The organism is Caldibacillus debilis DSM 16016, assembly GCF_000383875.1.
Lineage (GTDB): Bacteria > Bacillota > Bacilli > Bacillales > Caldibacillaceae > Caldibacillus > Caldibacillus debilis.
Genome location: NZ_KB912879.1, coordinates 1 through 16,747, shown reverse-complemented (window position 1 = coordinate 16,747; position 16,747 = coordinate 1). Strand labels below are relative to the sequence as shown.

The following is a 16,747-nucleotide window of genomic DNA, read 5'->3' as shown; positions in this document are numbered from 1 at the left end:
GAAACTGTAAATAGTATAACGGGAATGAAAGGAAATGTCATCCATAAGTTTAAAATATTCAAAAAAAGCGGGGAAAAATTTTCCTTCGTAAAATTCCTGTTTTTCTGTCGGCCTGATTTTGATACAATTTTTTTAAAGCATGACGATATTTTCGCTTTGGGAGGATTCGCCGTTGACGGTCATCAAGGGAAAAAACGTCATTTTGCGTCCGTTGAAAGAATCGGACATCCCGATCCTGTACCGGTATATCTACGGGAAAGAACACACCGAGTGGAAGAAGTACGATGCCCCTTATTACCCCCTTGAACCGATGTCCTTGGAAGCGTTCGCTTCCGCGATGGAAAAGCATTTGCGCAAAAAAGAGCCGCCCGGAAGGATGATCATCGAACATCTGGGGGAAGCGATCGGGACGGTCAATTATTATTGGGAGGACGAATCGACCCGGTGGCTGGAAGCCGGCATCGTCATCTACCCTTCCCGTTTCTGGAGCCGCGGTTTGGGGACCGAGGCATTGGCTTTATGGATCGATTATCTGTTTCAGCATTTGGAAATCGCCCGGGTCGGGCTGACGACATGGTCGGGGAATCCGAGGATGATCCGTGCCGCGGAAAAATTGGGAATGAAAATGGAAGGAAGACTGCGGAAGTGCCGCTATTACCAAGGCGTGTATTATGATTCGATCCGAATGGGCATCCTCAGGGAAGAATGGGAAGAAGCCAAAAAGGAGCTTCCCTTTTTCCAAAACCGGTCGGCCTCCCGGTAAGCCGCCGCAGGGCTTTTGACGGCGGATGCAATGCGGCCGCGGAAGGGGGCGCGAAGGGGGTTTTTCGCCGAGGGTTTTTTGGGCAATTGCCCGGCGGAACGGCGAAGCACAACGGGAAGAAGCACGGCGGAGCGAATTGCGAAGCAAGATCGCAAAACAAGAAAGGAGGATGGAGATGGGCAAAAAAGCTTTATGGAAGATTTCCACCGCGGGGCTGGTGTTGATTCCCGTGGCCGTCGGCATCAATTATGTCGGCAAGACATTGGCTTCTTTGTTGAAATTGCCCCTCTGGCTCGATTCCATCGGGACGGTATTGGGCAGCATGCTCGCCGGGCCGGTCATCGGGGCGATTTCCGGAATGATCAATAATATCATTTACGGTTTTACTTTGGATCCGGTGTCCACCGTTTATTTCATTACCAGCCTCGCCATCGGTCTTGTCGTCGGGATTCTCTCTTACAGGGGCTGGCTGAAGAGTTTTCCCCGGGTCCTCGGCCTCGGATTGATCGTGGGTGTTGTCTCTTCCATCGTTTCGACACCGTTAAACATCATCTACTGGGAAGGCTTGACCGGGAACTTTTGGGGAGACGCGCTGTTCGCCTATGTCATTCATTTGAACGCCCCCCTGTGGCTCGCTTCCTTTTTAGACAGCATTGTCGTCGACGTTCCGGACAAGCTGCTCACCGTTCTCATCGGCTACTTTATCTATATCGGATTGCCGAAAAACATCAAGCAATTATTTGCCGACGATGAGATTGAAGAATTATAACCGCGGGCGAAAAGCGGAAAGGCCTTCTTTTCGCTTTTTGCCTTTTTGAGGTGGGATTTTTAGTGAACGGAATGGGTCTCTATGAGGAACGGAACACGTGGGTGCACAGGAGCGATCCGGTAACGAAACTTTTTTATGGGATCACCGTTTCCGCCATCCCGTATATTTTGCCATATATGGGCGTGGCCGCTTTTTTTCTGTGCCTCAACATCCTCTTGCTTGTTCTGGCGAAGGTCTTCAGAAAGATCTTGCCGATCCTATTTTTAAGCTTTTTTTTAATGCTGTCCATCGTCATCGTGCATGGCATTTTCCATCCGGACAACCGGACGCCCTTGTTTTCCGCCGGGGGAATTCATTTTTACCGGGAAGGGCTGTCGCTCGCCGCACTTTTGATCATCCGGCTTCTCAATATGATTTGCGGTTTCGGGGTCGTCATTTTGACGACGAACCCCGATCTGCTGGTGAACGGCCTGGTGCAAACGGGGTTGTCCCCAAGGATCGGCTATGTGATCCATTCGGTTTTCCGGATTATCCCTCAGATGGTTGCCACGGTCAACAAGATCAAGGATGCCCAGCGGGCAAGGGGGGTGGAGACGGAGGGGAATCTCCTCACGCGGGCGAAGGCCCTTTTCCCCTTGCTCGTCCCCGTTATTATGAGTTCCCTCATCGCGACGAAGGAAAGGACGATGGCTTTGGAACTCAGGGGATTCGGTTCGAAGGGGAAGCGGACCTTCCTGAAGGAGTATGAAGAGGGCCGCTATAGCCGCCAGGCCCGCTGGTTCTTTCTCCTCCTCCTGTTAGGAAGCGCGGTTTGGAGGGTCCTGATATGAAGAAAATCGTCGTGGAAGGGCTGAAATACAGATATCCCGGCGCGGAAAGGCTCGCGCTGGACGATGTGTCTTTTGAAGTAAACGCGGGGGAATTGATCGGAATCATCGGGAAGAACGGCTCGGGGAAATCCACCTTGTGCTATGCGTTAACGGGGCTCGTTCCCCATTTTTTCCGCGGCGCCTACGGAGGAAGGGTCCTCCTGGACGGGCTGGAGGTGAAAACAAGCACCGTGGCGGAAATTTCCCGCAAAGCCGGCCTCGTTTTTGACAATCCCTTCACGCAAATATCGGCCGCCAAAGAGACGGTATTTGAGGAAATCGCCTTCGGGCTGGAAAATGCCGGGGTGCCCAGGGAAGAGATGGCGGAAAGGATCGAATGGAGCATGAAATTGCTCGGCATTGAAGGGATCCGGGAAAAGAACCCCTTTGAACTGTCGGGCGGGCAAATGCAGCGGGTGGCGATCGCCGGCATGCTCGTGATGAAGCCGGACATTCTCATTTTGGATGAACCGACCTCCCAGCTCGACCCGCAAGGGACGGAAGAGGTTTTTCAAGTGATCCGGAATCTGGCGAAGGAAGGGATGACGATCCTCGTCGCGGAGCATAAAGTGGAAAAGCTGGCGGAGTACGCGGATAAACTGTTGCTGCTGCACGACGGGAAATGCGCCGCTTTCGACGCGCCGAAGCGGGTATTTTCCATGGAGAACGCGGAAAGTTACGGGGTGGAACTTCCCCTTGCCGCGCAGATCGCCAAGGAATTGGACTTGAGGGACGAAGCCGGCCTGTATCCGGCCGCTCCGGACGAACTTCTTGCCCTGCTGAAAGGACGTTTGCAAGGCGCGGCGGGCACCGATGAACGGTTTACCGAATGAAAAGGGCGGTGAAGGCATTGAACCGGATTTCCGTACAACAGTTGGCCTTTTCTTACAACGGAAGGGATATGGTTTTCGAAAATTTTTCCGCGGAATTTTCCGGAGGACCGACGGCCATCATCGGGCAAAACGGGGCGGGGAAAACGACCCTCGTCAAATTGATCAAGGGCCTGCTGAAACCGGATAAGGGAAGGATCCTCATCAACGGAATCCCCGCCGGTTCCATGACGGTCCGGGATTTGGCAAAAACGGTCGGGCTCGTGTTCCAAAATCCGAACGACCAAATTTTTAAGCCGTCCGTCCTGGAAGAGGTGACGTTCGGGCCGAAGATCATCGGCTTTTCCGGGGAAAAGGCGGAAAGATCGGCGAAAGAAGCCCTGGAAATGTTAGGGATCAGCCATTTAAAACATGAAAATCCTTATGATTTGAATCTTTCCCAGCGGAAGCTGGTGAGCATCGCATCCATCCTGTCGATGGACCCGGACATCCTCATCCTCGATGAGCCGACGATGGGGCAGGATTACGAAGGCAGGGAGATCATTAAACGGACGATCCGGCGTTTGCGGGAGCGGGGGAAACTGGTGCTGGCCATTCTCCATGACATGGATTTTGTCGCGGAAAATTTTGACCGGGCCGTTGTCCTGCACGAGGGGAAGATCATCGCCGACGGGCACCCGCGGGAAGTTTTCGCCAGGGAGGAGATCGTCGCGCAAGCCGGCCTGGAACTGCCGAACGCGGTAAAGCTCGGGAAAAGATTGGGATTAAAGGATATTTTCTTGACGAAAAACGAACTGATTCGATATTTGAAGGAACGGACGTCCGGCCGTTGAAGACTCCCTCCTGCACGACCGGGACCGCCCCCGTTCGGCCGGGGCTACGGCTTTGGGAAGCCGGTTAACGATCAGACTGGAAAAAAAGAAGACGCTGTATGGATAAAATGTTTCCCGGAACAGGATCATTCCGCCGGCGAAAGCGAAGGCGTCTCCGGTGATGTTTTCGGACAGGTTATGGTACAGTAATGTTCAGAGGTGGCCGCAATGGCTTGGATCGAGAAAATTTCCGTTTCCAAAAAGAATCCGAAACATTTTGACCTTCATTTAAAAGACGACGAAGGGGAAAAAGTGCTTTCCGTCAGCGAAGAAAGCCTGGTCAAATTCCGTTTGCATAAAGGGAAAGAAATCTCCGGGCTGGATGTGGAAGAAATTTTATACTTTGAGGAGATCAACCGGGCGCTCAGCCGGGCGCTGAAGGCGCTGGCCCGGCGGATGCGGACGGAAAAGGAAATCCGGGACGATCTGTCCGCCGCCGGGTTCTCCGAAGGCATCGTCCGGGAAACCCTCAGCCGTTTGCAGGAAAAAGGGTACATCGACGACGGGCAATTCGCCGAGGCCTTCGTCACCGAACAAATGAGGGGAAAAGACAAGGGGCCGGAATGGATCCGAAAGGCCTTGAAGGAAAAAGGGGTAAAAGACGAAATCATCCGTTCCGCCCTTGTCCGCTATACTGCGGAAGAACAATTGAAAAAGGCGAAGGAACTTTGCGAAAAACTCGCCGCAAAAAAGAAAAACCTTTCCGTTTTTCAGCTGAAAATCCACTTGAAGGAAACCTTGCTCCGCAAAGGTTTCGAACGTTCCGTCTGCGACCGGGCGGTGGCGGAGACCGACTTCACCGGGCTGCAATTGCAGGAGGATGAGGCGTTGGAACATGCCGGGGAGAAGGCCTGGTTCAAATACCGTTCCCTTCCGGAAAAGGAACGGGAAATCAAGGTGAAGCAATATTTATACCGCAAAGGATTTCCTTTGGAAAAGATTGAAAAGTTCCTGCAAAGGAAAAAAGAAGAATAACGGAGGGAAGGCGGGACAGTTGCCATGGAAAAACGGTACAGCGAGATGACCGAATACGAATTGAAACAGGAGATCGCCCGCTTGAAGGAAAAGGCAAGGAAGGCGGAGCAGATGGGCATGATCAACGAATACGCCGTTTGGGAAAGAAAGGCGGCGATGGCGGAAGCCTATCTGATGGATGTGAACGATTTTAAGGCCGGTGAAATCTACCGTTTGAAGGAGGAGCCGGACACTTTTTTTAAAGTGACCCATTTCCGCGGGGTTTTCGCCTGGGGCTATCGTTTGGGCGGGGATAAAAGGGAGGAAGCGGTGCCGATTTCCCTGTTGAAAAAATCGTAAATTTCTTCTTGCAAAAACGTTTTTTCCGGCTCGATGGAGGATGATTCAGTGAAGGAGAAAGTCAGCAGCCTGTTGAAGGATTTCCCGAAAGAAAAATTTTGCGAAGATTTGATCGGCTGGTTCCAGCGGGAGCAGCGCCCCTTGCCCTGGCGGGAGGATAAGGATCCCTACAAAATCTGGGTGTCGGAAGTGATGCTGCAGCAGACGAGGGTGGACACGGTTATCCCCTATTTCCGCCGCTTTATCGAAAAATATCCCGACATGCGCGCCTTGGCGGAAGCCCGGGAAGAGGAACTTTTGAAGATGTGGGAAGGCCTGGGTTATTACTCCCGCGTGCGAAATCTCCAGGAAGCGGTCCGGGAAGTTTGCGAAAAATATGGCGGCGTGGTGCCGAAAAGCCGGGAACAATTCGGCAAATTGAAGGGCGTCGGACCTTATACGGCGGGCGCCGTTTTAAGCATCGCCTACGGAATCCCCGAACCGGCGGTCGACGGCAACGTGATGCGGGTCCTTTCCAGGATTTTTTTGATCGGCGAGGACATTGCGAAAGCGAAGACGAGGAATTTGATGGAGGACCTGATCCGGGAGATCATCTCCCGGGACGATCCTTCCGGGTTTAATCAGGGGCTGATGGAACTTGGCGCGATCATCTGCAAGCCGAAAGGGCCCGCCTGTCTGTTATGCCCGGTGCAGGAGCATTGCCGGGCCTTTGCCGCCGGGCTGCAGGAAGAATATCCGGTGAAAACGAAAAGCGGCAAGGTGAAAACCGTTCATCTGGCGGCGGCGGTTTTAACCGACGAAAGGGGAAGGGTTTTAATCCGGAAACGGCCGAAGGAAGGTCTGCTCGCCAACCTCTGGGAATTTCCGACCGAGGAGGCGGACGGACTCCATTTTCCGGATCGCGCCGCCGATTTTGCCGAGAGGATGAAAAGGAAGCACGGGATCCGGGTCGAGATCACCGGTCCCCTCGGGAAAGTGGAACATGTTTTTTCCCATCTGAAATGGCAGATTTCCGCCTATTACGGCAGGGCGGAAGGGGAGATAATAGAAACGGACACTTTCAAAGCCGTCCCACTGCCCGATTTGGAAAAATATCCCTTCCCCGTTCCCCATCAGAAAATTTTTGCCATGTATCAAGGGGATATCGGGACGGAAAAAGGGGGCAGCCGGAAAGGGAAAGTCCGCCCCGGCGGACCGTCAGCGTGAACCGCGACGAGGCGGGGGACCGGGAGGGGTCTTCCCCTTAAACTTGGCACCCGGACGGAGCGGATCAATTTGGCGGCCTGCTATCCGGGGGCTCCCCGCCCCGAACCTGCGCGGCTTTCGGCGGACGGTTTCATCATGTTTGACCGGGACCGATTTTCCCGTCACCGATGCCGGACCGGGAAGGCGAGGGCCGGGCGGATTTTTTAAAGAGGCAGGCGAAGCTGCAACGTTCAGCGGGCAAACGTCATTTTAGCGAAAAGGGAAAGGAAGGATGGGAGACGTGGAGAACAAGGTGGCATTGGTCACGGGCGGAAGCCGGGGGATCGGCCGAAAAACGGCCCTCCGCCTGGCAAAGGCGGGCTACGATTTGGTGATCAATTACGCGAGGAATGAAAAGGCGGCCATGGCGGTCAAGGAAGAGATCGAGCAAATGGGAAGAAGGGCGTTGACCGTCAAGGCGAACATCGGGGAGACGGAGAAGATCAGGGAGATGTTCCGGGCCGTCGATGAATTTTTCGGCCGGCTGGACGTCCTCATCAACAACGCCGCCTCCGGGGTTTTGCGGCCCGCCATGGAACTGAAGGAGAACCATTGGGACTGGACGATGAACATCAACAGCAAAGGGATGCTGTTTTGTTCGCTGGAAGCGGCAAAACGGATGGAGAAAAACGGAGGGGGAAAGATCGTCAGCGTCACTTCGATCGGCTCGATTCGCTATTTGGACAATTATACGCTCATCGGCGCCTCCAAAGCCGCCGTTGAATCGTTGACGAGGTATTTGGCGGTGGAGCTGGCACCGAAAAACATCGCCGTCAATGCGGTTTCCGGAGGCGCCGTCGATACGGACGCCTTAAAACATTTTCCGAACCGGGAGGCGCTGCTTGAGGACGCGAGGAACAGGACCCCGGCCGGAAGGATGGTGGAAGCGGACGACATCGTGAACGTCATCATGTTTTTGCTGTCCGATGAAGCGTCGATGATCCGCGGGCAGACCATCGTCGTCGACGGGGGAAGGTCGCTTCTGATTTAAAAATTCCATCGGTTTTTTGGATAATTTCACTTCCGCGAGGGAATGTTAATGACCAAGTGGAGGTGATAACATGGCTAAGAAATCCCAAGCTGGCACGGACGTTCAAAAAGTAAGACAGCAAAACGCCCAATCTTCCAAAGGGCAATACGGGACGGAATTTGCCGCTGAAACCGATGCCCAACAAGTAAAGAAGCAAAATCAACAGTCGGAAACGAAAAAGCAAAAAAATTCGTAATTTCCCATTTTGGCATATAGTTTTCCAGCATGAGGGTGCCCCCGTTTCGGGCCACCCTCGTTTTTCGTTTTGACCCAGGCGGCCGGCCGGGACGCCAGGCCCCTTTTGCCGGCTGAAACCATGCCCCCTCCGAAATGGTTCCGGCGGACCGCATGTTTACAAAAGCGGCGGCCGCGGCGGCGGTTCCACCCCGTTTTTACGGAAAAATTCAAGGGACGATCCGCATAAAAATTTCCCCGGTTTCCGGGAGTTCTTCCGCCTCTTCTGTTTAATCTTTCATGAAATCGCGGTATAATATTTAGATATAGACGATCGCGGAAGATGTTTTTACGAGAAAGAAGGGATCCCGATGACGATACCAGCTGCCGGAACGACGATTGAAATCCACAGTTACAAGCATAACGGCCAAATCCATCGCATTTGGAAAGAAACGATCGTTCTGAAAGGAACGAAAATGGAAATCATCGGCGGCAACGACCATACGGCGGTGACCGAATCCAACGGCAAAACCTGGATCACCAGGGAGCCGGCCATCTGTTATTTCCATGCCCGGCATTGGTTCAATGTGATCGGGATGCTGAGGGAAGACGGCATCTATTATTATTGCAATATCAGTTCCCCCTTTGTCATCGACGATGAAGCGTTGAAATACATCGATTACGACTTGGATATTAAAGTATATCCCGACATGACCTACGTCCTCCTCGACGAAGACGAATACGAGGAGCATAAGCGGAGCATGGGTTACCCGAAAATTATCGATCAAATATTAAAAAACAACATCTCCACGCTCACCTATTGGATCCGCCAGAAAAAAGGCCCCTTTGCCCCCGATTTTGTCGATACCTGGTACGAACGGTATTTGAAATACCGCAAATATTGACCGCCTGTCCCGGGTGCCGCCGATTTTCGTTTTCCTGTCTCCGGCTGCCCCCTCCGCCGGTTCCCGGGTTCTGCCCTTTGCGGGTTTTGCCGGGCTGAAAAGAGGCCGGTACGGAAGCAGGTACAATTTCCGTCCGCGCGACTTGCGGCTGCCCGCTTCCAAGTTCCAAGCCGCGGGAGCCCGGGAATTTTGCGGATTTCTTGGATCCGCCCGGTTTTGCTTTGGGGCGCCAGAGAACCATTGGGCAACGGAAAAATGAAACCGGTTGCATCCGGCGGCGAACACGCCCACCCGGCTGCCGAAACGCTTACCGCACGAATGCCAAATATCCATGAGAGCGCCCCCTTCCCCTGCCAAAGCGAAGCTTCCTGTTCCCCCTTCCTGCACGGACACATTTTCCGAAGGAAGCACACGGTCGTTTTTCCGCAAAAAAACCGGGGATCCCCTTTCGTCCGACGGTAAATGCCGGCGAAGGGGAATTCCCCGGAATACGGGTCCGTTTGCGGGTACAAATATGCGCCGGAGGACACCGGTGAGCTGAAAAAATCCCCCGGAATATGGGCCCGTTTGCGGGACGGTGTTTTTTCCCTTCCGCACTTTTTACGGCGCCTTGAACCTTTCCTTCTCCATTTTCCCGGCCGTCGCCGGCCTTTTCTCCCGCAGGTGATCCCCCGTCCTTTTTTTTCGGAACAATCGGGAGCTTATTGGGGATCGGGCTCCGCCAATCGGACATGCCCCTCCTCTTTATGGAACGATTGCAGGCTGTTGATCAGCTTTTCCAAATGAAGAAGATGTTCATTGTATTCCATCACGGCCGCCATCATCTGCAAAATGTGATAGGCCGCCTGTTCGTCCCCTTCTTCCTTCAAATATTGCAGATGGAGCCTCAGCAGGTTTTGTTTCATCGAATCGAGCTCGCCGATTTTTTCTTCATGTTTCATTTTCGCCTTTCCCGTATAACGGATCAGGATTTGTTCATGGCTGATCGTCAGCTGTTCGATGCAGCCCTTCAATTTTTCCGTAAAATGGCCCGGCAAGAGGCTTAAATCATTTTCATATTGATGCAGTTTTTTCAGCACGTTGAGGGAGGCCCGGACCGTTGCGATCATGTGCCGGTAGAGAACCACTTTCCGCATTTTGGCGTAGCGGTGCTTTCGTAAAAAATTCCGTTCCTCCTTATAAAATAAGAAAATTTGATCGAGCCGGATCAACCGTTCTTTGATCCGTTCGATATCATTTTTCAGCTCCACATGATCGGATGCCTGATAAATGCTTATCCGGATCCATTTAATCACTTCTCCGGTTATTTCCATAATCGACTTGAAAAGTTTTGTTTCATATTTCGGCGGAAGGAGCGCAAGGTTGATCAGGAACGCCGACAAGATCCCCAAAAGGATGGTGATAAACCGGATGAAGGCGAATGAGTAAAAATCGTCTTCCGGGGCGACCATGATGGCCACCAAGGTAACCAGGGACAGGGAGATCGTATTTTCGATCTTCAACCGCAAATGGATAATGATGGCGATGATGGCGGCGAGACCGATGATGACGAAATGATTGCCGAAGAGCTGATAGAACAAAATCGCGCATAATGCGCCGATGATATTTCCTTGGATCTGTTCCACGATCGTCAAATACGACCGGTAGATGGAAGGCTGAACCGCGAATATGGCCGCGATCCCCGCGAAAACGGGCGACGGCAGTTTTAACAGTTCGGCAAGGAATAATGCCAGCACAATGGCCGTTCCGGTTTTTAAAATACGAGCGCCAAGTTTCATAAAATATCCCTTTCATCCATGGTGATCGATTGGATTTCCTGCATTTCACTTTAGAGAAAAGATACCCACGTTTGCAGTATTTTATCATATTCAAGGGCTTTGTCCAGCGGAAAAAAGTGAATAATTTGTGCCTGCCGACGGGCCCGGAAAACGGATGGACAGCGGCCGTGCGGGGCCTGGGGCAACGATTTTCCGTCCCTCTTTCCGCCGTCCTCCGGCTGCAGGTTTCATTCGATGCCGCCGGCCCGGCCGGAGGGCCTGACACGTGCCCCTTTCCGCCATTTCGGCGGCGGATGATCCCGCCGGATCTTCCCCTTTTTTGCCGGTGATCTTTTTCATTCCGGAAAGTGCGTGCTCCGGGGCCGCTGTTTACTTTTTTCAGGCCCGGGCTTTCCGATGCCCATCTTCCGCTTACCATAAATTATATGCCGCCCGGACCGGACATTCCTCCCGAACGTTTTTTCTTCCCGTGTTGTTGTTTCGGAATTTTTCCGAATGAAAGGGGGGTGACAAGCGTATAGATGGATGTAAGGACTTTTCCATTTCCGGTCGAGGTGAGCGATGATCCCGTTCCTGTTTTTGTTTTTGGTGATCCTTTGCATCGGCATGAGTTTGCGCACCCTTTTTCTCCCGGAAGCCATGATCGATAAATTTTTGACGTGGCGGAGTTTTGTATATTTGCTGTTCATGTATGTCACGGCGGTGATCGGCTTCGGACTCATCTATTTTCTCCTGATGCAAAACGGTTATGCCGTCCTGGCGGAAACCGGGACGAAGGCCGGCGAACCGGAAGGGTTGGACTTGCTGTTTACGTGCGTGTATTTTAGCGGCATTACGATGTTTTCCATCGGTTACGGGGATGTGGTGCCCTTGGGGATCGGGCGCCTGGTCGCAGTCATCGAAGGATTGCTCGGATACGCGATCTCCGCCTCCTTTGTCTTCCGGACGGTGGCCGACATCAGGAAGCGGCGGAGCCTGGGATGAAATCGGAAAGCGGGTTTTTGGAAAGAGACCTCCCGAAAAAGGATACAGGCCCCGAGAGCAAGCCTTTTCTTTTGACAGCGAGAAAGGGCGGGTTTTCCGGGAAAGTTTTTGAGCGGGCCCGAAGGAGCGGGACTGTGCGGGAATGCCCGTGATCCGCAAATCCTTCGGGACTTCTCATTTGTTTTTTAATCGGCGATTCGCTAAGCTATTGGTAAGTACACCCATGGCGAAGCTTTCCACGGCGGGGCGGGCCGTGAAGGACCGGTTTTTCCCGCCTTCGGCCGGCCGGGACGGGTTAATTTGAGAACGGAATGGGAGGAAGGAATATGGAATCCTTAACAGGAAAAAAAGCCCCTGATTTTGAAGCCCTCGCCACGAACGGGGAAAAGGTGAAGTTATCCGATTTCCGAGGAAAATATGTCGTCCTGTATTTCTATCCGAAGGATATGACCCCGGGATGTACGGCGGAAGCATGCGATTTCAGGGATCATTACCAGGATTTTTCCGATCTGAACGCGGTCATCCTGGGGGTGAGCGGCGATTCCCTCCGGTCCCATCAAAAATTTGCCGAAAAACACCGGCTGCCTTTCTTGCTGCTGACCGATGAGGACCATGAAATCGCCAAAGCTTACGGGGTGTGGAAGCCGAAGAAGATGTTCGGCAGGGAGTTCTTCGGAACGGAACGCTCCACATTCATTATCGATAAGGAAGGAAATGTGGCGAAGGAGTGGCGGAAAGTTCAGGTAAACGGCCATGTGGAACAGGCATTGGAATGGATTCGCGGACATGCCGGCAAGTGAACCCGCCGCAACTTCCGGGGGATATGGACGTCGGCCCATGGTTTGCTGCGGACGATCATTGAATCAAAGCTTATGCGGGCCGGGCGAACGAAAAAGGCGGTATTTTGCGCGCGGCACGAAGAAACCTTTGGAAAGCGGAATCGGAAGCTGTGCCTTGAAATGCGGAGAGGATCCCGGACCGTCCTTGGGGCGTCTTTTCGGAGGAAGGCGGCGCCCGATTCCGGTCCCCGCTTTTTCGGAAGAAAGGAACAGAAAATCACGGGGAATACAGGCTTTTCAACTACTCAGGCCGAATCCGCCTGAATACTGTATAACAGGGCATACCTCCTCACTCATCTGATTTGGCTGGTTTCAAAAGAGGACGCTTTTGAACCAGCTTTTTTTAATGTTTGGAATGGATTAAAATGAAAGGGAAAAGGATGGTTCCCGCCACGGAGGGAACCGTTCCGCTGCTGGAAACGGGCAATACAAATCAATGGGAAGGGGAATGGGAGGCATGAAAATCTACACGCGGTCCGGAGATAAGGGAACCACGTCCCTCGTTTACGGGGTGCGGGTGGCGAAAAACGATCCGAAAGTGGAGGCTTATGGGACTTGCGATGAAGCGAATTCCTTGATCGGGTTGTCCGCCAGTTTTTTGCGCGACGCTTCTTTTCCGGAAAAGGAAAAGTTCTTGGCGGAAATCCGCCAAATCCAGACGAAGCTGTTCCACGTCGGTTCGGAACTTTCCACGCCCGAGGGAAAGAAAGTGCATTGGCCGATTCAAAAGGAAGATGTGGAAAACTTGGAAAAATGGATCGATGAATGGGACAAAAAGCTGGCGCCGCTGACCAATTTTATTTTGCCCGGCGGCCATCCGGCGGGAGCGGCCCTCCATGCCGCCCGCACGATCGTCAGGCGCGCCGAGCGTTGCGCCGTCGCCCTGGAGAATGTCAATCCGCAAGTCCTGGCCTATTTAAACCGCCTGTCCGATTATCTTTTTGTCGCGGCAAGATTTGTAAATCAGGCTTTTGGGGTCAAGGAAGACGTGCTGCACAGCGAATCGTCATGATCCGGAAGCCTGGAAAATTTTTTTCGGCAAGGTTTTTGATGATCTTGCTGAAAAAAGGGAAAACCAACAAGGAACGGAGTTTTTTCATCCTTCATTGGCGGGCTCGGGCGGGCTTCATGGCCGTGATTCCCGGCAAAAGGCTGGCAAAGTCGCGCCGAAACGGGAAACCCCATGATGATGGAGCACTTCTTGCCGCCTGCAGGAACCGGACGGGACTGCCGGCGCCCGGGGCCTTCCGGACTGCGCCCGGCCGGTTTGTCTTTTGGGGAAGAAGGGGAAACCGGAGGGGCCGTCCTTTTCTCCGCTTCCGTCCGCCCGGCCGTTCCCGGTGGAATTTTATTGACAAAGGCGTTGAAAAATTAGTACACTAATTATAAAGATTATTATGTAATAATGCTTTCCAATGAGAAAAGAGGTGCATGGCGGTGGCTGGCAACCAACTGAAAGAAGCGCTGGAGACGCTCAAAGAGTCCGGCATCCGCATAACTCCGCAGCGTCATGCGATACTGGAATATTTGATCAATTCCATGTCCCACCCGACCGCTGATGAAATATATAAAGCGCTGGAAGGAAAATTTCCGAATATGAGTGTCGCGACGGTCTACAACAACCTGCGGGTCTTCCGCGAAGCGGGTTTGGTGAAAGAACTGACCTACGGGGACTCTTCCAGCCGTTTTGACTTCGCGACGAGCGACCATTATCATGCCATATGCGAAAAATGCGGAAAAATCGTCGATTTCCATTATCCGAGCCTGAATGAAGTGGAACAATTTGCCGCCCATGTCACGAATTTCAAAGTCAGCCATCATCGATTGGAAATATACGGACTTTGCGAGGACTGCGCCAAAAAGGAAGGCCACTGAAGGGACAGAGCATCTCATGTAGATCGCTCTGTTTTTTATTCCCCTTTTTTCTGAGGAAAATGGGGCCGGGTTCCCGCTTTTGCCGCATGCCGCCAAAAAAACCGGGAAGTTTCCCGGCTCGTCTACGTTTCGCTTTTTTCAAGCTCCCGTTCGGAGGCGTTTTTCCCCGCTTTTTTCGGTCTTCTTTTATTGTAGCTTTCGTCGAATTCTTTTCCTTCCAGTTCCGGATCCAAAGTCAGCGCCTCCCCGCAAAACATGCACAGATCCACCCTGCCCAGCATCTTCGTCCTTTTCCCGCAAGAAGGGCAAATGACTTGTTCGGCTTGGACGGAAAGGAGGCCGATCCTTAAATAAACCAAGGTGCTGCCCATGACGGACAACAGGCCTAACAGCATAAAAAGGACCATGAGGAACGGATAGTCTTTCAACAATAATCCGATATACATTAAAAGGATACCGGCGATCACCAAACGGAAAGCGAACGAGCGGACCCGGTTGATTTTGCTGCTTTTCTTCTTCAACGCAGATTTCCTCCCTTCTCTATCCCAACTATACCACAACGGAAAAAATGAAAAAAATGAATTAAGCCGCATCCGGGATTAATCCCTCCGTATTTATTGTCGATTTTGTTACAAAAAAGGAATTTTCCCCCCGACGTCGAATATGTTCTGTATTAGCAAATCGGGGGAATGACGATGGAAGATTTGATACGCTCCATTTACTGGGAACGGGCCAGCCACCCTTCCACATTGGGGATCCTGCTGGTGGAGAAGGGGCAATTCGCCCTGACCCCATATGACGTCATCCAAACGGTCCTGCTCGAGATCGTGGAACGGGGCGAAAAGGAAATGGATATCGTCCATTTCAGCGACGGCAGACGCCAGATCGGGCTGATGACGATAGACAAGGAAACGATCCGCGACTGGCTGTTCTTCGGCAAAAACAAAAAAATCATCAATTGGATCTACAGCGGAAAAATATTATTTGAAAGAAACGATTTTTTCCACCATTTAATTAAGGAGCTTCAAGATTTTCCCTTCAACGACCGGAAGATCCGCATCGGTCTGGAGTTTTGCAAATTGATCAGCTCGTATTTGGACGGAAAGCGGCTGTACCAAAAAAAGAACCATCTTGACGCATTCAATCATGTCATTCGCGCCCTCCATCATTTGGCGAGATTGTCGATCATCGAGAAAGGAATGCATCCCGAGCTGACCGTTTGGGATCAGATGAAGCAAATCGATCCCGAAATCTTCAAATTGTATGAAGAGTTTATCCGGAGCGAAGAACCCCTTGAAAAAAGGCTGGAACTTTTATTTTTGGCCAGTGAATATATGATCCGTTCGAAGACGGAATTGGGAGCGGCCCATATCGCGGACATATTGAAACAGAAAGCGTTCTGGTCGGTCCAGGAGCTTTTCGAACATCCCGAATTAAAGATTTATTCCATCGATCTGTTGATTCTTTTGGAGTATTTATTGGACCGGGAGTACATTGAGCTCATTGTGGACGAAAAGAAAGGAAAAGGCGGCGTACCATTGGCATTGTACAGGCTGAAGAAGGATGTTTTTTAAATCCGGGGACGGAGCCGGACGGCCGTATCGCCTCCGTTTTCCGGAAAAAATTATCTTCAAAAAATTTTCCGCAGGCTTGGCCCTCGGCAAGTCAGCGTCTGCCCGGGCCGCGGTCCTGACGGAAATGAATGCGGGCATGTTCGGTTCCTTGGCAAAAATGGCCTGTCCGTCGCCGATTCAAAAGCCTTTCGCCCTTTCCGAAGGGCGGGAAAAACGGGTAAAGGGCATCCGGCGGAAAGTTCTCCCGCTTTTCAGTCGAATAGGGCATTTTTCTTTTACCGGCGCGCCTCCGGACTTTCATTTTTTTTGGGGAAGCGGCCGAAGAAATTGAAAAATCCCTGCGAAAAATGGGCTTTTCTTCTTTTCCGCGCCTCCGATTTTAGGTGTTGACAACTAGTTGTTTTGCTGATATATTAATATTCGCCGTCAGGAATTAGGGAAGTTGAAAAGAACGGTTGACACGTATTAATTCCTGATGGTAAAATGTAAAAGTCGCGTTTCGATTGAACCTTGAAAACTGAACAAGACAAAGCGCCTTTGAGTTTCGGATGAGCATAAATTTATTTGATGGAGAGTTTGATCCTGGCTCAGGACGAACGCTGGCGGCGTGCCTAATACATGCAAGTCGGGCGGGGCTTGAGGAGGGCTTGCCCTTCGAGAGCCCAGCGGCGGACGGGTGAGTAACACGTGGGTAACCTGCCCGTAAGACCGGGATAACTCCGGGAAACCGGGGCTAATACCGGATAACACCGGGGGCCGCATGGCTTCCGGTTGAAAGGCGGCCTTTGGCTGCCACTTACGGATGGGCCCGCGGCGCATTAGCTAGTTGGCGGGGTAACGGCCCACCAAGGCGACGATGCGTAGCCGGCCTGAGAGGGTGGACGGCCACACTGGGACTGAGACACGGCCCAGACTCCTACGGGAGG

Annotated in this window: 18 protein-coding genes and 1 rRNA gene; 17 read left to right on the top strand and 2 right to left on the bottom strand. The window is 52.3% G+C overall.

The annotated features are described in order from the left end of the window. Positions 1-172: 172 nt before the first annotated feature. The 11 genes from A3EQ_RS0100155 (at position 173) to ntdP (ending at position 8,771) form a co-directional block, all read left to right on the top strand. Positions 173-763 carry a GNAT family N-acetyltransferase gene (locus tag A3EQ_RS0100155; RefSeq protein ID WP_020153162.1) on the top strand — a complete coding sequence of 197 codons (591 nt, stop codon included), beginning with the start codon at positions 173-175 and terminating at the stop codon, positions 761-763. A 175-nt stretch (positions 764-938) separates the two neighbouring features. Then, entirely contained in the window at positions 939-1,532 is a 594-nt protein-coding gene (locus tag A3EQ_RS0100150; protein ID WP_026499603.1) for an ECF transporter S component, read from the top strand. Between the two features lie 71 nt (positions 1,533-1,603). Then, positions 1,604-2,362 (top strand): energy-coupling factor transporter transmembrane component T family protein, encoded by a 759-nt coding sequence (locus A3EQ_RS0100145; RefSeq protein ID WP_026499602.1) that lies wholly within the window; start codon positions 1,604-1,606, stop codon positions 2,360-2,362. After that, positions 2,359-3,234: an energy-coupling factor ABC transporter ATP-binding protein gene (locus A3EQ_RS0100140; protein WP_020153159.1), complete on the top strand. Its 876-nt coding sequence runs from the start codon at positions 2,359-2,361 to the stop codon at positions 3,232-3,234. Before A3EQ_RS0100145 ends, A3EQ_RS0100140 begins: the two co-directional genes overlap by 4 nt. After that, entirely contained in the window at positions 3,231-4,064 is an 834-nt protein-coding gene (locus A3EQ_RS0100135) for an energy-coupling factor ABC transporter ATP-binding protein (protein WP_020153158.1), read from the top strand. Before A3EQ_RS0100140 ends, A3EQ_RS0100135 begins: the two co-directional genes overlap by 4 nt. Positions 4,065-4,271: 207 nt before the next feature. Further along, positions 4,272-5,078, top strand: a complete 807-nt coding sequence (locus tag A3EQ_RS0100130; RefSeq protein WP_020153157.1) for a RecX family transcriptional regulator — start codon at positions 4,272-4,274, stop codon at positions 5,076-5,078. A 24-nt stretch (positions 5,079-5,102) separates the two neighbouring features. Beyond that, positions 5,103-5,417: a YfhH family protein gene (locus A3EQ_RS0100125; protein WP_020153156.1), complete on the top strand. Its 315-nt coding sequence runs from the start codon at positions 5,103-5,105 to the stop codon at positions 5,415-5,417. A gap of 33 nt (positions 5,418-5,450) precedes the next feature. Beyond that, a complete protein-coding gene (gene mutY / locus A3EQ_RS0100120; RefSeq protein WP_081626147.1) occupies positions 5,451-6,623 on the top strand; it encodes an A/G-specific adenine glycosylase in 1,173 nt (390 codons plus the stop codon). A 280-nt stretch (positions 6,624-6,903) separates the two neighbouring features. After that, the gene (gene fabL / locus A3EQ_RS0100110) at positions 6,904-7,653 is read left to right on the top strand and encodes an enoyl-[acyl-carrier-protein] reductase FabL (RefSeq protein ID WP_154652780.1); all 750 of its coding nucleotides are present in this window, start codon (positions 6,904-6,906) and stop codon (positions 7,651-7,653) included. 70 nt (positions 7,654-7,723) lie between these two features. After that, positions 7,724-7,888, top strand: coding sequence for a gamma-type small acid-soluble spore protein (locus tag A3EQ_RS0100105; RefSeq protein WP_020153152.1), 165 nt, complete (start codon positions 7,724-7,726; stop codon positions 7,886-7,888). Between the two features lie 349 nt (positions 7,889-8,237). Then, positions 8,238-8,771, top strand: a complete 534-nt coding sequence (gene ntdP / locus A3EQ_RS0100095) for a nucleoside tri-diphosphate phosphatase (RefSeq protein ID WP_020153150.1) — start codon at positions 8,238-8,240, stop codon at positions 8,769-8,771. Between the two features lie 701 nt (positions 8,772-9,472). Here the strand turns inward: ntdP and A3EQ_RS0100080 are convergent. Further along, a complete protein-coding gene (locus A3EQ_RS0100080) occupies positions 9,473-10,549 on the bottom strand; it encodes an FUSC family protein (protein WP_020153147.1) in 1,077 nt (358 codons plus the stop codon). 561 nt (positions 10,550-11,110) lie between these two features. On the opposite strand from A3EQ_RS0100080, the gene A3EQ_RS0100065 reads away from it, so the two are divergent. The 4 genes from A3EQ_RS0100065 to perR all read left to right on the top strand — a co-directional run bounded on the left by A3EQ_RS0100065 (position 11,111) and on the right by perR (position 14,247). Continuing rightward, positions 11,111-11,533 (top strand): ion channel, encoded by a 423-nt coding sequence (locus A3EQ_RS0100065; RefSeq protein WP_020153144.1) that lies wholly within the window; start codon positions 11,111-11,113, stop codon positions 11,531-11,533. A gap of 326 nt (positions 11,534-11,859) precedes the next feature. After that, positions 11,860-12,333 carry a thioredoxin-dependent thiol peroxidase gene (gene bcp, locus A3EQ_RS0100050; RefSeq protein WP_020153142.1) on the top strand — a complete coding sequence of 158 codons (474 nt, stop codon included), beginning with the start codon at positions 11,860-11,862 and terminating at the stop codon, positions 12,331-12,333. A 496-nt stretch (positions 12,334-12,829) separates the two neighbouring features. Next, a complete protein-coding gene (locus tag A3EQ_RS0100035) occupies positions 12,830-13,384 on the top strand; it encodes a cob(I)yrinic acid a,c-diamide adenosyltransferase (protein WP_020153139.1) in 555 nt (184 codons plus the stop codon). Positions 13,385-13,809: 425 nt separating this feature from the next. Next, positions 13,810-14,247 (top strand): peroxide-responsive transcriptional repressor PerR, encoded by a 438-nt coding sequence (gene perR / locus A3EQ_RS0100025; RefSeq protein WP_026499599.1) that lies wholly within the window; start codon positions 13,810-13,812, stop codon positions 14,245-14,247. 122 nt (positions 14,248-14,369) lie between these two features. Here the strand turns inward: perR and A3EQ_RS0100020 are convergent, their stop codons facing one another. Further along, positions 14,370-14,768: a DUF2614 family zinc ribbon-containing protein gene (locus A3EQ_RS0100020; protein ID WP_020153136.1), complete on the bottom strand. Its 399-nt coding sequence runs from the start codon at positions 14,766-14,768 to the stop codon at positions 14,370-14,372. A gap of 174 nt (positions 14,769-14,942) precedes the next feature. Between A3EQ_RS0100020 and A3EQ_RS0100015 the strand changes: the two genes are divergently transcribed. Then, the gene (locus tag A3EQ_RS0100015; protein WP_020153135.1) at positions 14,943-15,821 is read left to right on the top strand and encodes a nucleotidyltransferase-like protein; all 879 of its coding nucleotides are present in this window, start codon (positions 14,943-14,945) and stop codon (positions 15,819-15,821) included. Between the two features lie 564 nt (positions 15,822-16,385). After that, positions 16,386-16,747, top strand: a 16S ribosomal RNA gene (locus tag A3EQ_RS0100005); the annotation flags it as partial.

Coding starts and splice junctions, on each gene's coding strand:
- mutY (WP_081626147.1), top strand. CDS start 5,451: ATGGAGGATGATTCAGTGAAGGAGAAAGTCAGCAGCCTGTTGAAGGAT.
- A3EQ_RS0100150 (WP_026499603.1), top strand. CDS start 939: ATGGGCAAAAAAGCTTTATGGAAGATTTCCACCGCGGGGCTGGTGTTG.
- A3EQ_RS0100145 (WP_026499602.1), top strand. CDS start 1,604: ATGGGTCTCTATGAGGAACGGAACACGTGGGTGCACAGGAGCGATCCG.
- A3EQ_RS0100135 (WP_020153158.1), top strand. CDS start 3,231: ATGAAAAGGGCGGTGAAGGCATTGAACCGGATTTCCGTACAACAGTTG.
- A3EQ_RS0100140 (WP_020153159.1), top strand. CDS start 2,359: ATGAAGAAAATCGTCGTGGAAGGGCTGAAATACAGATATCCCGGCGCG.
- A3EQ_RS0100015 (WP_020153135.1), top strand. CDS start 14,943: ATGGAAGATTTGATACGCTCCATTTACTGGGAACGGGCCAGCCACCCT.
- ntdP (WP_020153150.1), top strand. CDS start 8,238: ATGACGATACCAGCTGCCGGAACGACGATTGAAATCCACAGTTACAAG.
- A3EQ_RS0100125 (WP_020153156.1), top strand. CDS start 5,103: ATGGAAAAACGGTACAGCGAGATGACCGAATACGAATTGAAACAGGAG.
- bcp (WP_020153142.1), top strand. CDS start 11,860: ATGGAATCCTTAACAGGAAAAAAAGCCCCTGATTTTGAAGCCCTCGCC.
- A3EQ_RS0100035 (WP_020153139.1), top strand. CDS start 12,830: ATGAAAATCTACACGCGGTCCGGAGATAAGGGAACCACGTCCCTCGTT.
- A3EQ_RS0100080 (WP_020153147.1), bottom strand. CDS start 10,549: ATGAAACTTGGCGCTCGTATTTTAAAAACCGGAACGGCCATTGTGCTG.
- A3EQ_RS0100130 (WP_020153157.1), top strand. CDS start 4,272: ATGGCTTGGATCGAGAAAATTTCCGTTTCCAAAAAGAATCCGAAACAT.
- A3EQ_RS0100105 (WP_020153152.1), top strand. CDS start 7,724: ATGGCTAAGAAATCCCAAGCTGGCACGGACGTTCAAAAAGTAAGACAG.
- A3EQ_RS0100065 (WP_020153144.1), top strand. CDS start 11,111: ATGATCCCGTTCCTGTTTTTGTTTTTGGTGATCCTTTGCATCGGCATG.